The sequence below is a fragment of the Erythrobacter sp. S249 genome (assembly GCF_057364975.1).
In genome coordinates this window covers 998,783-1,015,311 of record NZ_CP200287.1, presented here as the reverse complement: position 1 = coordinate 1,015,311, position 16,529 = coordinate 998,783, and the positions used below count along the sequence as shown (strand labels likewise).

The following is a 16,529-nucleotide window of genomic DNA, read 5'->3' as shown; positions in this document are numbered from 1 at the left end:
GATTTGGGAGCCTGTTTCCAGGCAATCTTGTAAACTGGTTGGTCCGCTTGGCGCTCATCATGCGCGTTCCCCTTCGAGAAGAGCGTCCGCGAGGCAATCTGCGGTGACGATGGTGTTGCCGCGGCTACGCGCTGCCCGTTCGGCGGCATCGCGTAGGCGCTTGGCTGCGGAAATACGGATCAGGACCGGCTGCGCTTCGACCAGCTCATCAAGCTTCGTCTTGGCGGCATCGTCCCAGGTCAGCTCGGTCAGCTCGCGTGCCGGCGTTGCGGGCACTTTGTCCATCTCCGTGCCCAGCGGCAAGATGTGGAACAGCGCGTCAAACAGCGCATTGCACACCTCTTGAACGAGATAGGTTGCGCCCGAATAGCCCATGAACGGCGTTCCAGTGTGACGGCGGATGGCCGCACCCGGGAAGCTTGCGGGAATATAGATCCCGCGCGCTCCGCATTCGGCCATATACATCCGCTCATTATAGCTGCCGAACACCACGAGCGGCGGGTTGGCCGCAATGGCTGCACGCACATCTTCGTTCTTGGGCTTGACCCCAGCGCTGCGTGAAAAGGCGAAAGCGCAAGGCAGGCCCATGTCGTCATCGAGAAAATGCTGGATGCCGCGCGCATAGGTCTCGTTTGCGACGACCCCAAAGTTCGCGGTGCCAAAAAAATCTTGCGTGACGGAGCGCCACAGATCCCACAATGGCTTGATTGTGGTGTGCTTTTCGCGCTCGATAAAGGGCTCTGGGTCTAGGCCTAATTCTGCAGCCAAGGCGCGCAGGAATTTGGTGGTTGAGGACAGTCCGACCGGCGCTTGGAAATAGGGCCGCTCTAAGGTCTCGCACAGATTGCGGCCAAATTCGCGGTACATGCAAACATTGGCGTCTGACATGCCAAGCTGGCGAATGTCAGCGAGGTGGCTACCGAGCGGGAAGACCATGCCAACTTCTGCGCCAATCCCCTCGATCAAACGCCGGATTTCGGCGAGATCGGAGGGCATGTTGAACATGCCATAGGACGGACCGATGATGTTGACGCGCGGCTTCTCGCCTTCTTTGCGAGCGCGCGGTTTGGGCGTCTTCTTCGGCCCAAATTCGGTCCACAGCCAGGTGAGCGCGCGGTCGGCACTTTCCCACTGGTCTTCATCGATTGTACGCGGCAGGAACCGCTTGATATTGGTGCCCTCAGGCGTCACGCCGCCGCCAATCATCTCCGCGATGGAACCGGTGACAACAACTGCAGGCAGTTCTGGATCAAGCGTTTCCCAGGCCCGCTTCATTGCGCCTTCCGTGCCCGTTTTACCCAGCTCTTCTTCGCCCAGACCCGTGACCACGATGGGAAGCTCATGCGGGGGCAGGGCATCGGTGTAATGCAGCACGGATGTGACCGGCAGGTTCTCGCACCCGACTGGGCCATCAATGATGACTTGTAGGCCTTTGACCGCCGTAAAGACGTAAGTGGCGCCCCAATATCCGCCAGCGCGGTCGTGATCGAGAACGAGGGTCATGTGCCCACCGCCTCGGCCGCTTTGCGGGCCGCTTCGTTGAGCGCCGCGTATTTCTTGCGGAATTTCGGACGATCAATTGGCGTGTCTTCCCAGACGCCCGCGGCGTGTTCTGTGCCGACCCCTTCGAAGAAGTCGCGCATCTTATCGAACCGGGCTTTGTTGCCCATTGCCGCATTGATGACTTGGGCCAGACTGCCTGCGCCTGCGGGACCCATCAGGGGCCGAGCAGAGATGAGGTTGGTGAAGTAGAGCGAGGGAATTGCTTTCGCTTTGGCATGTTGGACCACCGGAGTGGTTCCAATCGCAAGATCAGGGCGGAATTCGGAGATCGCCGCAATGTCTTCTTCTAGGCTCGCGCGGAAGTTCACCCGCACGCCGTGCGCCTCCAACCATTCGCGGTCCGGATCGGACCAGCGCGTTTGCGGGCATGCACTGCCGACATAGGGCACATCTGCGCCGCTTTCGATCAGCAGGCGGGCGACGAGCAGCTCAGACCCTTCATAGCCAGACACTGTGATGCGGCCATTGATCGGAGCGGAAGCGAGCGCGCCTTTGATTGCGCCGACCATTGTGTCTTTGACGCCGTCGACCTTGCTTTGCGCGAGACCCAAGGTTTGCCCCAGGGAATCGAGCCATGCCGCGGTGCCGTCTGCGCCGACAGGGGCGGAGCCGATGATCGGGCGGCCAGCCTTTTCAAATTCGCGGATGCTGGCGGTGTAGAACGGGTGGATCGCGGCAACGACCGCGCAATCAAGCGCGGAGTAGAGCTCGCGCCATTCGCGCGTTGGTACGACCGGGCCAGCGGCCAATCCCAGCGGCTCCAGCATTTGTCCGATGCCAACAGGGTCAGCCGGGAACATCTCACCCAGCAAGGTGACGCTCGGCTTGTCAGTGCGCTCTGCGGGCGCAGCAACGGGGCCAGCGGCCACTTCCTCGCGTGCATATTGCAGCATCGCGCCAGCGAGGACATCTTTCGCCTCGGCGTGGGTGGGAATGCCAAAGCCAGGCACATCAATGCCGACTATGCGTACGCCATTGATCTGCTTCTTCAGCAGCCGCAGCGGCACGCCGCTCGCGGTGGGAACACACAGATTGGTGACGATAATCGTGTCATATTGCTCAGGATCAGCGAGGTCTTCAACTGCTTCCTTGATGTCCTCAAACAGCTTGCCCGTGACCAGCGTCTCGCTGCTGAACGGGACATAGCCCACCGTTCGGCGTGCGCCGTAGAAATGCGAGGTGAAGGTGAGGCCGTAAACACAGCAGGCCGAGCCTGACAGCACGGTTGCTGTGCGGCGCATGCGAAGGCCCACTCGGAGCGACCCGAAGGCGGGGCACATGCTTTGCGGTTGGTCATGCGGGCCGACTGGGTAATCGGCTTCGTATTGATCGAGAATATCACTCTTGCCAGCAGCGCGCGCGGCTTCGCGCATGGTCTCGCCGCTGGAGCACGCGCCACCTTCGGGCGCTGGCGCAGCCAGGTCGAGCGTGTCGCGATTGCGGCCCATATCAGGGTTCGAGGCGGGAGCGTCTGTCATCAGATTTCGTCGTAAATGACCTCGAGTGATGGCTTTTCTTCGAACACGCCGCCGCGCATATCGGCCTGAGTGGCCGGGATGAGTTGGACGTTGCCGCCGGTGTCCTCTGGCGAGAACAGGCCGAGCAGCCCGTCTTGATCGAGCGGGTTTGGCTGCAATGGCGGTGCAGTTTCGACATTGGTTGCCAGCGTTTCGAACAGGCTCGCCCATTCGCCGCCGGGCTTGCCTATGATCTGATAATTGGCGGATTTTCGGCGGATATCTTCGTCCGCTGGGATCGCCGTGAGCACAGGGATATCGACCGCTTTCGCAAAGGCCTGAGCCTCGCCCGTGCCATCGTCCTTGTTCACGATCATGCCGGCTACCCCGACATTGCCGCCCATCTTGCGGAAATACTCAACCGCATGGCAGACGTTGTTAGCGACATAGAGGGATTGCAGATCGTTCGAGCCGACCACGATCACCTTTTGGCACATGTCCCGCGCAATCGGCAGGCCGAAGCCGCCGCAAACGACATCTCCGAGGAAGTCGAGCAGGACATAGTCAAAGCCCCATTCGTGGAAGCCGAGTTTTTCCAGCAACTCAAAGCCGTGAATGATGCCGCGTCCGCCGCAGCCCCGACCGACCTCAGGCCCGCCAAGCTCCATCGCGAACACGCCGTCACGCTGGAAGCAGACATCCTCGATGTTCACTTCTTCACCGGCGAGTTTTTTCTTCGAAGAGGTTTCAATGATCGTCGGGCAGCTTTTGCCGCCGAACAGCAGGCTGGTCGTGTCTGACTTTGGGTCGCAGCCGATCAGCAGCACGCGTTTGCCCTGCTGCGCCATCATGTAGCTCAGGTTGGAAAGCGCAAAGCTCTTGCCCGAACCGCCTTTGCCGTAAATCGCAATAACCTGCGTTTCGCTGGTCACTTCGCCGGTGTGAACGGGATCGGGCTCTTGGTCAGCCTCTTCACGCAGTGCTTCAGCCTGTGTTTCGAGCATTGTCATGCGCAGCCCCTCCAATCGAGAACCATTTTTAGGCAGTCGGGATCGCCGAATGCGCGTGGGTAAGCCTCTGATGCGTCGGCGGCAGAGCGCCGGTCGCTGATCAATCCGGTTAGGTTGAGCTTGCCGCTTTCGATCAGCGCGCAAGTTTGCGTGAGATCATCCGGCTGCCATTCAGCGGCGATGCGCAGGCGGGCCTCGGCCATGAAGGCGGGGGCAAAATCAAAGCTCAAACGCTTGGAGTAAAAACCGGCGAGCGTGATCTCTCCGCCCTTGGCAAGGCGCGTGATCTGCGTGTCGAGCAGCTTTTCATCGCCGCTCGCATCATAGATTGACGCATAGTCGCGCCGCTCATCCTGATCGGGGGCAATAACGCTGTAACCTGATCCGCCTTCGCGGCGACCGGCGTGGGTTTCCCAAACTGTCGGTGCAGCATGGCCCAGCGCGATTGTTAGACGCGCCAGCAAACGACCCAAAACGCCGTGACCTATAATAAGGTCAGGCGGAGTGCCGCCATTGATTGCGTGGAGCGCGGTTGCGGCAAGCGCGTGCAGCACGCCTGCATCGCCCAGCGACTCGGAAACGGTGAAGGCGCGGGCGGATGAGACGACCAGACGCTGCGATGTTCCGCCGAACAATCCGCGTGCCTCGGTGTAGCAATTGGCCCCTGGCACAAACACCCAATCGCCGATTCGCGATTTGGCCTCAGCGCCCGCATCAACAATGCGCCCAACCGATTCGTACCCTGGCACCAGCGGGTAACCCATCCCCGGAAATTCAGGCATTTGCCCGTTCCAGAGCAGTTTTTCAGTGCCGCCGCTAATGCCGCTAAATGCTGTTTCTACGAGGACATCGGAAGGCTTTTGTGCGGTCAGCTCAAGCGTCCGGAGCGCTAAGCGCTCTGGTCCCTCAAGTGTGACAGCCAATGCTTCCATCTGGTCCTCTTCCCCTTTGTCGCAATATCTACGATCAACAGTGGAGGGGTGCTTCCCCTGACTGTCAGGTACGCCTAACAACACATAGTGTCAAATAAACAAGACAGTTAGTTGTCAGGCTGTTGCGACGATGGCGCCGGACACAACTGGCTGGGGTGTTGAAATGACGCACGAACTGGAAAAGCCAGCTTCGCTCAGCATGGCACGGATCTCCGACGCGCTGCGCGGGCGGCCAGATCCCATTGCCCATAGATAAAGCCCGAAAAACGCATCCCCCATGCCCTTTGCCCCGCGTACACCGGCCATAGGTTCTGCGATCAACAGGCGTTTTCCGGGCTGCAATGCTGCGCGAATGTTGCGCAGCAATTTTAGCGCTGGTTCGTCATCATGGTCGTGCAAAATGCGGCTGAGCGTGATGAGATCGTAGCCTGTGGGTATCGTGTCTTCAAAGAAGTTGCCGCCATGCGCTGTCACCCGCTCCGGGCCCAGTTCCTGCGTTAGCGAGTCGCGCGCGGCATCGGCCACTTCGGGTAGGTCGAAAAGGCCGAGTCGTGGTCTTGGATGCGCCGCTCCGATGGCTTTTAGGAATGCGCCATGTCCGCCGCCCACATCAAGCAGTGATGCAACGCCGCTAAACGAGAAGGCGCAGAGCACCTGTTCGGCAACAAAGTGCTGAGATGTGGCCATAAGATCGGAATATTCAGCGGTCTCATCGCCGCGCTCCGCATGGCCGTGCAATGCGCCCGCATACGACCAATATTGCGACAGCTCTGTGGGCTCGCTGCGGTTCTTGCGCAGCAGGTCGAGCGGGTCGGTAAGATCGCGGTACAATAGACGGTGATGACGGATCATCGCCTTGGCCCCGGCATTGCTTTGGAGCGCCGCCCCCTGCTCACCCAGCATCCAACGCTCAGGAGCGACTTCTTCCACCAGCTCTAATGCCGCTGCCGCGCGCAGCAATCGCTCCGCAGCAAAGGGTTCAAGCTCGGCAAAGCGCGCAATCTCGCTGAGCTCGCTCGCGCCTTTTGCAAGGTGGTCGATCAGACCGCTCTCGACCATCGCAAACAGGATTTTGGAATAAGCAAAGCCTGCGATCAGATCGAACATGCCCGCCGCCCGCTTGCGGGCGACGCTACGCATGAACGGAATGCGCGAGGTCCAATGCTGAAAACTGGGATTGCCGATCACGGCATTGCGACGCGCCGCCCAACGCTCACGCAGCGTCACAGACGCCATTAGTTTTTGATCCAATTGAGCAACATCTGTCCAAAAGATTGGACATATTGAGTGTAAAGGTCAATCATATTGCACAGGAGAGATGCCTTTGAGCGCGCGAGTCGTGATAATCGGTGCAGGAATTGGCGGGCTGGTGAGTGCCGCGCTCCTCGCTGCGCGCGGACACGATGTAACGGTGCTGGAAAAAGAGGCCTGGGCTGGCGGGAAGGCTCGCCGGGTCGAGGTGGATGGCCAGCCTATCGACGCAGGTCCAACCGTTTTCACCATGCGCGATGTGTTTGATGAGGTCTTTCGCGCATGCGGGGCTCGGCTGGAGGATCACGTGAAAATTCAGCAGGCAGAGGTGCTGGCGCGCCATGCCTGGGACAATGACACGCACCTCGATCTGTTTGCCGACCCATTGCGCAGCGAGCAGGCGATTGGCGATTTTGCAGGCGCCGATGCGGCGGCGGGTTACCGCGCCTTCAGAACGGAAGCCGCGCGGATATACAATGTGCTGGACGAGCCATTTATGCGCGGGGCCAAGGCCAGCACCCCATTGCCGATGATGTGGCGAATTGGCCTGCGCCGCCTGCCGGAGATGGCGGCGATGAAGCCGTTCGAGACCCTGTGGAGCGCGCTGGGTAAGCACTTCAAAGATCAGCGTCTGCGGCAATTGTTTGCGCGCTATTCGACCTATTGCGGTTCCTCGCCTTACCTTGCCCCAGCCACCTTGATGTTGATCGCGCATGTTGAGGCGAAGGGCGTGTGGCTGATTGATGGCGGTATGAATGCGCTCGCCAACGCTTTGCGCAAGATCGCCGAGAACAAAGGCGCACGATTTCGGTTTGAAACGCCGGTGGCAGAGGTGCTGACGGATCGCGGCGCGGTGAGCGGGGTCAGGTTCGTATCCGGCGATCATATCGCGGCGGATCGGATCATCTGCAATGCCGATCCGGCGGCGCTTTCGTCTGGAAAGTTCGGCCATGATGCGGCGCGCGCGGTGCCTCAGCTGTCGCCGCAAAAACGCTCGCTTTCCGCCTGCGTCTGGTTCGCGCATGCCAAGACATCCGGCTTTGCGCTGCAGCATCACAATGTCTTTTTCTCGCCTGACTACCGCCGCGAGTTTGATGAAATCGCGAGCGGTCAGGTTCCCAGCGATCCAACCGTCTATGTCTGCGCGCAAGATCGCAGCGCCAAGGCGCATGCCGGCGGCGCGGTCAATGATCAGCGCGAGCGCATTCAAATCATCGTCAACGCACCCGCTAATGGCGACACCCACACCTACACACAGCAGGAGATCGAACGATGCACCGAGCAGATGAGGGCAAGCCTGACGCGCTGCGGTCTCGAGCTGGAGGAGGCCATGCCGAGCTCCTTGGCGACGCCGCAGACCTGGGCGAAGCTGTTCCCGTCGACGGGGGGAGCGCTGTACGGCCGGGCGTCGCACGGCTGGGCGGCATCGTTCCAGAGGCAAGGGCCAAAGACCAAGATCCCGGGGCTCTATTGCACGGGCGGGGCGACCCATCCCGGAGCCGGCGTGCCTATGGCCGCCTTAAGCGGGCGACTGGCTGCCAACACGGTGAGCTCGGACCTCGCTTCAATGCGCCGGTTCCACCGGGCGGCTATTCCTGGTGGTACATCGACGCGATCAGCGACGACGGAAAGCACGGCCTGACGATCATCGCCTTTTTGGGCAGTGTCTTCTCGCCCTATTACAAGGCAAGCGGGCGCGGTCATCCAGAAGATCACGCCTCACTGAATGTCGCGCTGTATGGGCCTCAGGCGCGCTGGGCGATGACGGAGCGCCCGGCAGGCAATGTCTCGCGCGATGCGAAGATGCTGAGTATCGGTCCGAGCAGTGTGCGCTGGACCGGCGATGCGCTGGAGATTGATATTGCGGAGCGCGACAAGCGGCTGGGCATACCCTGGCGCAGGCCGGTGCGCGGGCGCGTTCGTGTGGTGCCGGAAATGCTCAACCCGGTCGGCTTTGCGCTCGACCCAGAGGAAAAGCACATCTGGCAATGTCTCGCCCCGCGCGCCCGGATCGTGGTGGAAATGAACTACCCCGATATCTCATGGAGTGGCAGCGGATATATTGATCACAATCGCGGGACGGAATCGCTCGAAGAGGGCTTTCGATCCTGGCATTGGTCGCGTGCGCATCTGTCTGATGGGGCGGTCGTTTGCTATGAGGGCGAGCGCGCCGATGGCTCACGCTTTGCCAGCGCGTTGCGATTTGATCAGCACGGCGTGCCCGCTCAGGATGAACTGCCAATGATGGCGGATTTGCCCAACAGCAAATGGCAGGTCCAGCGCCGAACGCGCGCGGACAAGGGCGAGGCGAAGGTCGACAAGACGTGGGAGGACACCCCGTTCTATGCGCGCTCAACGGTTTCATCGCGGGTCTACGGCGAGCCGGTGATTGCGGTTCAGGAAAGCCTGGATTTGCGTCGTTATGCATCACCAATTGTGCAGTTTATGCTGCCGTTCCGGATGCCGCGGCGAAAGTTCTAGTTGGCGGTATCGCTGCTGCTATCAGCTTCTGTCGCGGCAGCTTCCTCAGCCTCGCGTTGACGGCGCTTGGAGCGGTCCTCTTCGAGCGATTTGCTGACTGACCAATATTGCCACCCAGCAAAGCCAAGCGCGATTCCGTAAAAGAAGACGATTTCGATCCAGCCGTAATTGTGGCCCTCCATCTGCGTTCTCCTTACTTCTGGCCGCTAACGCAATGAAGCTCTGCAAAGGCTGCGATCAGTCGCGCGGCGTTTTTGGGGTCCTCTTCATGAGCAAGATGGCCGAGCGCGGGCAGTTCCTCAAGCCGCGCATTGGGCAGCAATTCTGCTGCCTCGCGAGCGGCCGAAAGCGGCACCGCATTGTCACGCTCCGAATGCACCAACAGGACCTGATTGCTGGCCTGCGGCAGGCGCGATTGCAGCGCGGGCAAATCCCAATTTGCCATCATCGACAGCGCGCCTTTGGTGTGCCGGCTGTTGCGCAGCAGGGCGGCGTAACAAGCCATCCCCTCAGCATCGATTTGGGACTGAGTGGCCCGCGTCAAGAACCGCTCTGCATCCTCGGCGCGCGCAACGCTTTTGGAAAACAATCGCGGCACCAGAGGATTGACGAAAAGCAGTTTTGCAAAGGCTGGAAAAAGCTGCGCCGCGAGACCTGGAAACGGACGCAGCGCTGCGTTGAGCCCGACCACCGGCACGCCAAGCCCCCGGTCTAATGCCAGTTGCAGGGCCAAGGCTGCTCCCGCTGAGTGGCCGACGATTAGGTCCGGCTCGATCTCCAATTCGCTCAGCAGGCTGGACAGAGCGCGCGCCATGCTTGGCAGCGCCATCACCTCTGGCGGATGGCCGGTGGTAAAGGCGTGGCGCGGCAGGTCAGGCGCGATCACACTGTGCGTTTTGGCAAGTGGCGGCATGACGCCGCGCCAGGAATGGCACGATGCGCCAGTCCCATGCAGCAGCAGAATAACCGGGCCTTTGCCCATGCGCTGGACATGCCACCGGGTTCGCCCGACGCTCACAAATTCGCTCGCCTCGCGGTGAGGCCAGATCAACCCATCGCGCTCCCATTCGAGTGGTCGGCTCATGCCGCCGTCTTGGTGTTTTGCGCGTTGGCTGTGGTCGCAGCTGATATTGCCTTGTGCAGCATTTTTGCGTCCGCCATCGGCAAGGCGAGAAAACGCGCGCCCATGGCGTTTGCCAGTTCCGGCGCGTGCGGCCCAGGGCGGGCGGCAATGTCAATCACCAGCCCTTCATAGCCCGCTGAATGAATGGCTTTCGCAGCGGCCTGTGCATCCTCATTCGCTTGCGTCCGGCCCGGCGAGCCATCGGCGGCGATATTGCCCCGGCCATCGGTCAGCACCACAAGGCTGGGCGTGCGTCCGCGCGCAGCGATCATATCGGCGAGCTCGCGCGCGATATTGAGCCCGCTGGCCAGAGGCGTGCCGCCGCCACCAGGTAACTCCGCCAGAGCGCGCCGCGCCCGGGTCAGAGAGCGAGTAGGCGGCAGCAGCAATTCCGCGCTTTCTCCGCGAAAGGCGACCAAGGCTATCTCGCTGCGGGTGACATAGACCTGAGCCAGCATCAGTTCGACCGCGCCCTTGGCCTCCGCCAGACGCGCAGCCGCTGCCGAGCCAGAGGCATCGACGCAGAAAATGGTGACCTTACCCATGCGTTCTTCAAAGCGTTTCACGCGCAAATCGCCCTTGCGCATGATAATCGCGCCGCTGTCTTCGCCGCCAGCGACTGCTCGTTCCCGCCTTCGCAGGGGTTGCCATGGCACCGCTGCCCTAAGGCTGTCGACCAAGGCTAGGCGCGCGCCGCCTCGGGGCAGGCCGGGGCGGGTGCCCAAGGGTTTGCCGCGCAGCGCCGATTTGCGCTTTTGCCCGGCGCCGCTGCCTTGTGCCTGACGCTTTGCCTTGCCGCTGGTCAACTGAGCCAAAAGATCGGCTGGGATCGCTGCCTGCGCGGCCTCAACCAGAATATCATCGAGATCGCGCTCGCCGGGATCGTAATTGTCCGAATGTTCGTCATTGTGCGTCTGATCCTCTGGCGGCTGCGGCGGAGGCTCCGGTTCCTCCTCGCTCATTTGCGGCAATTGCAGTGCGCGCGGCGCCAAGACCAGACGAACCGCGGCTTTGAGATCCTGCTCGCTTGTCTCGCTGCGTCCAAACAGGCTGGCATGGGCGCGTGCAGCAGTTTGAGCGAACAGCAAGGGGCGCACAGTGTGAATGCCGAATGCAGCTGCCGTTTGCGTGAGGGCCGTCTGTGCATCTTCGTTCAGCGTGTCCACTTGAGAGATTGGGATCGCTTTTGACACGGGCGGCAGAATGGCCGTGCCGTGAAACTGGGACTGAGAAAGGTCCGCGTGAAAGGCCAGGCGCTCGGTCAGAGAGAGCGGCGGCGCTTCCTCTGGATCAATCCCATCATCGAGCAAGATGAGGCCTTTGGGAGCACTCTCTTCGGCGCAATCGAAAACCTGCGAGAGCTTGCCAGCCAGCGCATCAGGCATGCGCTCCGCCATCGGCACCAGCAAAGCGGCGCGCGCGCGGGCAGCCTCCGTCAAAATACCAGTTTGCGAGACCGCCTTCCCAGCGGCCAGGCTGGCGGCGATATCCACTCCGCCCAGCAATCGCTCATCATCCACATGGGCCGGCAATTTGCGCATGGTAAGGCCAGCGCCTTCTAGCGCGGCAAGCATTGCGTCTCGTGCTGGTCCGCCGCCGCGCAATGTCAATCCGCCCAGCGCGGCCGGAGCGTTTAGGAACAGGCGGGCAGCGAGCAGCGCATCGGCGAGCGGATCATCAGCTGCGGGCTTCTCGCTCATCCGAACAATTCGTCAATCGCGCGGGCAATCCGCACGGTTGAGCCGGTTTCATCAAGCACATCGCGGCGCAGCCTATGACGCAAGGCCGATGGCGCGACCGCAATCAAATGCTCCCGGCGGACCGATTTTGCTCCGGCCAAGGCCGCCTGAGCGCGGGCCGCCCGCATCAAAGTCAATTCACCGCGCAGGCCATCTGCGCCCACTGCCATGCACAGCTCAGCGGCGTCTTGCATGATCGCATCCGGAGTTTCCATTTTGGCGATCTTGGTCTTGCCGCGCGCAACCTGGCGCAGGATCTTTTCCTCTTCCTTGGCCCATTGCTCGGCAAAGCCCTCTGGATCGCGTTCCTGATCGCCGCAGCGGCGCATGATTTCCACGCGCTGGTCTAGCTCAGTCGGCGTGCGAACTTCGACGGAAAGCCCAAACCGGTCGAGCAATTGCGGACGCAGCTCGCCCTCTTCAGGATTGCCGCTGCCGATGAGGACGAATTTTGCGCGGTGTCGTACGGATAGCCCCTCGCGCTCGACCACGTTTTCGCCGGATGCCGCGACATCGAGCAGCAGATCGACCAGATGATCTTCGAGCAGATTGATCTCGTCGATATAGAGAAAACCGCGATGCGCCTTGGCCAGCAATCCGGGTTCAAAACTCTTCTCGCCAGCGCGCAGCGCCTTTTCCAAATCGAGCGCGCCGATTACACGGTCTTCGGTTGCGCCAAGCGGTAGATCAACGAAGGGAACCACGCGTTTTCGTACCCGGCCCGATGTGCATGGATCAGGGCACGTGCCGCGCTGATCGCCCAAGCAATTGTAGCGGCAATCCTCTACCGAGGAGATTGGCGGGAGCAGGCTGGCGAGCGCGCGCGCAGCGGTCGATTTGCCGGTGCCGCGATCGCCAAACACCATAACGCCGCCAATCGCTGGCTCAATCGCCGCGATCAGCAAAGCTTGCTTCATCTCGTCTTGGCCGACGATGGCGGAGAAAGGAAAACGAGCCATATCATTGGCTTTGTGGACGAGTGCGCGGCGCGGGACAAGTCCCCATGACAGTTTGATTTGACAGGCTTGGCTGACAGAAAGGCGGCGTGCAGTTGCGCTTAGACCTTGGCCGCGCGGTTCAGCATCAGCACGGGAATAAGACCTGCGGCAAGGATCAAGAGGCTAGCGGTAGAAGCCTCGGCCAGCTTTTCATCGCTTGCGAGCCGGTAGACCCGTGTGGCCAAAGTTTCGAGATTGAAGGGCCGCAAGATCAAGGTCGCGGGCAGCTCTCGCAAGGTGTCGATGAACACCAGCGCAGCGGCGGCGGCGAGGCTGGGCGTGAGCAGCGGGATGTGGATCCGACGTATGACCTCTCCCGGTCCTGCGCCCAGTGAGCGGGCGGCGGCATCCAGCGATGGCGGGACTTTTTCAAACCCGCCGCTGACCGAGTTGAACGCGACGGTCAAAAACCGCACAGACAGAGCGTAGATCAATATCGCGCTGGTGCTAGCGAGCAGCAGGCCGTGCGTAAAACCGAATGTATCACGTGAGAAGCGGGTGATCGCTTGGTCGAACACGCCCAAAGGAGCGAGCAAGCCCACCGCCAGCAGCGCCCCGGGCAGGGCATAGCCCAATGTCGCGACCCTGATGGCAAAGCGCGTGATGCGGCTGTTTGAGCGGCGCTGAGCAAAGGCCAGGACGACCGCTGCTATGGTGCAAACCAGAGCCGCGCTTAGGCCAAGGGTCAGGCTGTCCTGCGCGTAGCTCCACAAGGTTGCGGCGCTCATTTGATCGCCGGTCTGGAGCGCCAGAACCACCAGATGCGCGGCAGGAATGCCAAAGCCGAGCAGCACGGGCAGGGCGCAGAAAATGAGCGCCAACGCTTGCTGCCAGCCGTTTAGCGAGACCAAGGCTTCATCGGATCGGGCGGCATCTCGGCTATCGGTGCGCCCGCGCCGGCTGCTTGCCTCAAACACGACCAGCGCGATCACGAAGACCAGCATGAATGCCGCCAGCTTGAGCGCCAATTGTTTGTCACCCATCGCCAGCCAGCTGCGGAAAATGCCGGTGCTGAAGGTCGGTATAGCGAAATATTCCGCGACGCCGAAATCGGCCAAAGTCTCCATCAAGACGAGCGCAAGGCCGCCAGCGATTGCCGGTCTGGCGGCGGGTAAAGCGACACGGGTGAAGGCGCGTAGCGGAGCTGCGCCAAGGCTGCGAGCTGCGCGAAATTGACCGAGGCTTTGCGCGGAAAAGGCAGCGCGGGCGAGCAGATAGACATAAGGATAGAGCACGAGGCCCAAGATCAGAGCCGCACCGGGAAGCGAGCGGATCTGAGGAAAGCTGTATTCCCCTAGACCCCAACCGGTTGCCGTTCGCAGCATGCTTTGCACCGGACCGGTGAACGACAGCAGGTCAGCATAGATATAGGCCGCAATATAGGCGGGCACGGCGAGCGGCAGCACCAAGGCCCAAGCCAGTATTCGCCTGCCGGGAAAGCGCGCCGCGCTGATCAGCCATGCGGTGCCGACGCCGATCACACCCGCGACCAAACCGGTCAGCAGCATCAGCGCGCTGGTGTTGATCAGATAGTCGGTGAGGATAGTGGAGACGAGCTCGAGTAGGCTGTCGATGCCGCCTCTCGGCGCGGAGACCACAATGGTAATGATGGGAATTGCAGCCAAGGCCGCAATGATCCACGCGCCCAGCGACCAGCGGTCCAGCGCCCCAAGGCCCGACGATGCGGTGGGCGAGAGCGCTGCGTCATCGCCCTTCGCGGTTGCGCGCGGCAAAGCATTGAGCCTAAGGCGGCTCAACGCAACTGGCCCGGAATGAAGATTTGAGCCTCGAATTTCGCCATATCGCCCATGCTTACGGTAACACTAGGGCGTTAAAAGACATCAGCTTCACGGCGCCCCAAGGAGAGATCACGTGTCTGCTTGGATCGTCGGGCTGTGGCAAGTCAACTTTGCTAAATCTCACCGCCGGATTGCTACCTGTGCAGCAAGGCAGCGTGTATATTGGCGGCGAATTGCTGGCCGACGAGGGCCATTCTCCGCCGCCTGAGAAGCGCCCGGTTGGGCTGGTCTTTCAGGATGGCGCGCTGTTTCCGCATATGACAATCGCGCAAAATGTCGCCTTCGGACTGCCGAAATCGCGCGGCGGCAGCGATGTGACCGAAGAATGGCTGGAACTGGTTGGCCTTGCCGGGCTTGGGGCGCGTTATCCGCATGAGCTGTCTGGCGGGCAGCAGCAGCGCGCAGCCTTGGCCCGGGCGATGGCGCCTAAGCCGCAAGTGCTGCTCATGGATGAGCCCTTTGCGAGCGTCGATATTGTCCTGCGTAAAAGTCTGCGGCGCGAATGCCGCGCTTTGCTACGCCAGCAAGGTGCGACGGTAATCATGGTCACGCACGATCCGGAAGAGGCGCTGGATATTGGCGACCAAATCGCGGTTATGGACCGCGGACGGATTGCGCAATTCGGCACTCCGCACGAGCTTTATGACACGCCCAGTAGCGCACAAGTGGGCGCGATCTTCGGAGGTGCGCAGGTGATTGCGGGTGAGCGTGTGGAAGGCGGGATTGCGACCGCGTTTGGCACGTGGCCGCTATCCGCTTTGGTGGGGGATGCCCCGGACAGCCTGAACTTAGAGCTGCTGCTGCGGGCGGATGGTTTTGAAGTGTCAAGCGCGGGAGAGGGGCGCGGATTGGTGGTTCGCGACATTCGCCGCACGGGCGCGCGCATGCAGATCGTCCTTGCCAATGATGGCGGAAAAGAGCTGTCGATTGAGCTTGCGGGCGGCAATGTGCCTGCGATTGGCGCCCGATTGTCGGTGCAGCCGCGCGCGGCGAGCGTGTTGGCATTTGCGACCGCACCAACGGCAGATTGATCGCCGTCACGCCATGAAGGCTTGCGTAAATATATTCTAATGCTAATCAATCGCAATAAGCATTCAAGGAAACATAATGGCTAAGCGATTTTTGGGCGGTGCCCTCACGGTAATTCTGGCTGGCGCACTCGCGGCGTGTTCTGGGGCGAGCGGTGACAGCGAAACGTCAGAAGGCGTCGAAATCACTGGTGAGGTGAACCTTTATTCTTCGCGTCACTATGACACTGATTTGGCCTTGTATGAGGATTTCACCCGCGAAACTGGCATTCGGGTGAATCGCATTGAAGCAGGTGCGGATGCTTTGATCGAGCGGATTGTCAGCGAAGGCGAATTTTCACCAGCAGATTTGTTGGTCACGGTCGATGCAGGCCGTCTTTGGCGCGCCGAGGAAGCGGGTATTTTGTCTGCGGTGCAGTCCGATGTGCTGACCGAGCGTCTGCCGGAATATTTGCGACATCCCGATGGCCTGTGGTTTGGTCTTTCCACCCGTGCCCGCGTGATTATTTACAATAAGGCAGTGGGCGAGCCGGAAGGCTTGGCCACTTATGAAGACCTGACCGACCCGGCCTATAAAGGCGCAATCTGTGTCCGCTCTTCATCCAACATCTACAATATCTCGCTGCTCTCCAGCATGATCGCCAACAATGGCGCGGAGGCCGCACAGGATTGGGCCAGCGGCGTGGTCGCAAATTTTGCCCGTCCGCCGCAAGGCAATGATACGGCTAATATCGAAGCGGTTGCCTCTGGCGAATGCCGCATGTCGATCGTTAATTCCTATTACCTTGCGCGCTATGCGTCGGAGGATGCGGAAAATCCTGAAGTTCTGGATGCGATTGGGGTGATCTTTCCCAATCAGGAAACCACCGGCACACACATCAATATCAGCGGCGCTGGCGTGCTCAAAAACGCGCCCAATCGTGAGAATGCGATCCGCTTCCTCGAGTATCTGACGGACGAAAGCGCCCAGCAATATTTCGCAAACGGCAACAATGAGTATCCGGCGGTGTTGAGTGTCGCGGCGTCATCCGCGGTCGAGGGTCTGGGCGAGTTTAAGCCAGACACGCTGAACGCGGCGGAGGTTGGTAAGGGCCAAGCGCAAGCCGTGCGGATTTACGACCAAGCCGGTTGGAACTGATCCGGGGCGT

14 protein-coding genes are annotated in these 16,529 nt (G+C 60.9%); 4 read left to right on the top strand and 10 right to left on the bottom strand.

All coding sequences use genetic code 11. The annotated features are described in order from the left end of the window. Nucleotides 1-57 precede the first annotated feature (57 nt). The 5 genes from bchZ to AC0V6V_RS04905 all read right to left on the bottom strand — a co-directional run bounded on the left by bchZ (nucleotide 58) and on the right by AC0V6V_RS04905 (nucleotide 6,198). On the bottom strand, nucleotides 58-1,503 hold the full coding sequence (gene bchZ / locus AC0V6V_RS04925; RefSeq protein ID WP_486164323.1) for a chlorophyllide a reductase subunit Z: 1,446 nt from the start codon (nucleotides 1,501-1,503) through the stop codon (nucleotides 58-60). Then, nucleotides 1,500-3,041 (bottom strand): chlorophyllide a reductase subunit Y, encoded by a 1,542-nt coding sequence (bchY, locus tag AC0V6V_RS04920; RefSeq protein ID WP_486164322.1) that lies wholly within the window; start codon nucleotides 3,039-3,041, stop codon nucleotides 1,500-1,502. Before bchY ends, bchZ begins: the two co-directional genes overlap by 4 nt. After that, complete coding sequence (locus AC0V6V_RS04915; RefSeq protein WP_486164321.1) at nucleotides 3,041-4,030, bottom strand: chlorophyllide a reductase iron protein subunit X; 990 nt, start codon at nucleotides 4,028-4,030, stop codon at nucleotides 3,041-3,043. The genes bchY and AC0V6V_RS04915 overlap by 1 nt, the downstream gene beginning before the upstream one ends. After that, nucleotides 4,027-4,962 (bottom strand): chlorophyll synthesis pathway protein BchC, encoded by a 936-nt coding sequence (gene bchC / locus AC0V6V_RS04910; protein ID WP_486164320.1) that lies wholly within the window; start codon nucleotides 4,960-4,962, stop codon nucleotides 4,027-4,029. The genes AC0V6V_RS04915 and bchC overlap by 4 nt, the downstream gene beginning before the upstream one ends. 114 nt (nucleotides 4,963-5,076) lie before the next feature. Next, nucleotides 5,077-6,198, bottom strand: coding sequence for a methyltransferase (locus AC0V6V_RS04905; RefSeq protein WP_486164319.1), 1,122 nt, complete (start codon nucleotides 6,196-6,198; stop codon nucleotides 5,077-5,079). A gap of 82 nt (nucleotides 6,199-6,280) precedes the next feature. On the opposite strand from AC0V6V_RS04905, the gene crtD reads away from it, so the two are divergent. Beyond that, nucleotides 6,281-7,855 carry a 1-hydroxycarotenoid 3,4-desaturase CrtD gene (gene crtD, locus AC0V6V_RS04900; RefSeq protein ID WP_486166230.1) on the top strand — a complete coding sequence of 525 codons (1,575 nt, stop codon included), beginning with the start codon at nucleotides 6,281-6,283 and terminating at the stop codon, nucleotides 7,853-7,855. A 14-nt stretch (nucleotides 7,856-7,869) separates the two neighbouring features. After that, nucleotides 7,870-8,694 carry a hydroxyneurosporene dehydrogenase gene (locus tag AC0V6V_RS04895; RefSeq protein WP_486166229.1) on the top strand — a complete coding sequence of 275 codons (825 nt, stop codon included), beginning with the start codon at nucleotides 7,870-7,872 and terminating at the stop codon, nucleotides 8,692-8,694. Here the strand turns inward: AC0V6V_RS04895 and AC0V6V_RS04890 are convergent. From AC0V6V_RS04890 to AC0V6V_RS04870, 5 genes are all read right to left on the bottom strand, one after another. Next, entirely contained in the window at nucleotides 8,691-8,876 is a 186-nt protein-coding gene (locus tag AC0V6V_RS04890) for a hypothetical protein (RefSeq protein ID WP_486164316.1), read from the bottom strand. The two genes, AC0V6V_RS04895 and AC0V6V_RS04890, sit on opposite strands and share 4 nt — an antisense overlap. 11 nt (nucleotides 8,877-8,887) lie before the next feature. Then, nucleotides 8,888-9,778 carry an alpha/beta fold hydrolase BchO gene (bchO, locus tag AC0V6V_RS04885; protein ID WP_486164315.1) on the bottom strand — a complete coding sequence of 297 codons (891 nt, stop codon included), beginning with the start codon at nucleotides 9,776-9,778 and terminating at the stop codon, nucleotides 8,888-8,890. Next, the gene (locus AC0V6V_RS04880; RefSeq protein WP_486164314.1) at nucleotides 9,775-11,517 is read right to left on the bottom strand and encodes a magnesium chelatase subunit D; all 1,743 of its coding nucleotides are present in this window, start codon (nucleotides 11,515-11,517) and stop codon (nucleotides 9,775-9,777) included. The genes bchO and AC0V6V_RS04880 overlap by 4 nt, the downstream gene beginning before the upstream one ends. Then, nucleotides 11,514-12,515, bottom strand: a complete 1,002-nt coding sequence (bchI, locus tag AC0V6V_RS04875) for a magnesium chelatase ATPase subunit I (RefSeq protein WP_486164313.1) — start codon at nucleotides 12,513-12,515, stop codon at nucleotides 11,514-11,516. The genes AC0V6V_RS04880 and bchI overlap by 4 nt, the downstream gene beginning before the upstream one ends. Before the next feature lie 98 nt (nucleotides 12,516-12,613). Continuing rightward, on the bottom strand, nucleotides 12,614-14,287 hold the full coding sequence (locus AC0V6V_RS04870) for an ABC transporter permease (protein WP_486164312.1): 1,674 nt from the start codon (nucleotides 14,285-14,287) through the stop codon (nucleotides 12,614-12,616). Nucleotides 14,288-14,334: 47 nt separating this feature from the next. Here AC0V6V_RS04870 and AC0V6V_RS04865 point away from each other — a divergent pair, with 47 nt between their 5' ends. Both AC0V6V_RS04865 and AC0V6V_RS04860 read left to right on the top strand, forming a co-directional pair. Continuing rightward, nucleotides 14,335-15,384, top strand: a complete 1,050-nt coding sequence (locus AC0V6V_RS04865; protein ID WP_486164311.1) for an ABC transporter ATP-binding protein — start codon at nucleotides 14,335-14,337, stop codon at nucleotides 15,382-15,384. Between the two features lie 76 nt (nucleotides 15,385-15,460). Beyond that, entirely contained in the window at nucleotides 15,461-16,519 is a 1,059-nt protein-coding gene (locus tag AC0V6V_RS04860) for a Fe(3+) ABC transporter substrate-binding protein (protein WP_486164310.1), read from the top strand. Nucleotides 16,520-16,529 lie beyond the last annotated feature (10 nt).

Bases quoted from the DNA above. Each gene is read 5' to 3' on its own strand.
- bchZ (WP_486164323.1), bottom strand. From the start codon at position 1,503: ATGACCCTCGTTCTCGATCACGACCGCGCTGGCGGATATTGGGGCGCC.
- bchY (WP_486164322.1), bottom strand. From the start codon at position 3,041: ATGACAGACGCTCCCGCCTCGAACCCTGATATGGGCCGCAATCGCGAC.
- AC0V6V_RS04915 (WP_486164321.1), bottom strand. From the start codon at position 4,030: ATGACAATGCTCGAAACACAGGCTGAAGCACTGCGTGAAGAGGCTGAC.
- bchC (WP_486164320.1), bottom strand. From the start codon at position 4,962: ATGGAAGCATTGGCTGTCACACTTGAGGGACCAGAGCGCTTAGCGCTC.
- AC0V6V_RS04905 (WP_486164319.1), bottom strand. From the start codon at position 6,198: ATGGCGTCTGTGACGCTGCGTGAGCGTTGGGCGGCGCGTCGCAATGCC.
- crtD (WP_486166230.1), top strand. From the start codon at position 6,281: ATGCCTTTGAGCGCGCGAGTCGTGATAATCGGTGCAGGAATTGGCGGG.
- AC0V6V_RS04890 (WP_486164316.1), bottom strand. From the start codon at position 8,876: ATGGAGGGCCACAATTACGGCTGGATCGAAATCGTCTTCTTTTACGGA.
- bchO (WP_486164315.1), bottom strand. From the start codon at position 9,778: ATGAGCCGACCACTCGAATGGGAGCGCGATGGGTTGATCTGGCCTCAC.
- AC0V6V_RS04880 (WP_486164314.1), bottom strand. From the start codon at position 11,517: ATGAGCGAGAAGCCCGCAGCTGATGATCCGCTCGCCGATGCGCTGCTC.
- bchI (WP_486164313.1), bottom strand. From the start codon at position 12,515: ATGGCTCGTTTTCCTTTCTCCGCCATCGTCGGCCAAGACGAGATGAAG.
- AC0V6V_RS04860 (WP_486164310.1), top strand. From the start codon at position 15,461: ATGGCTAAGCGATTTTTGGGCGGTGCCCTCACGGTAATTCTGGCTGGC.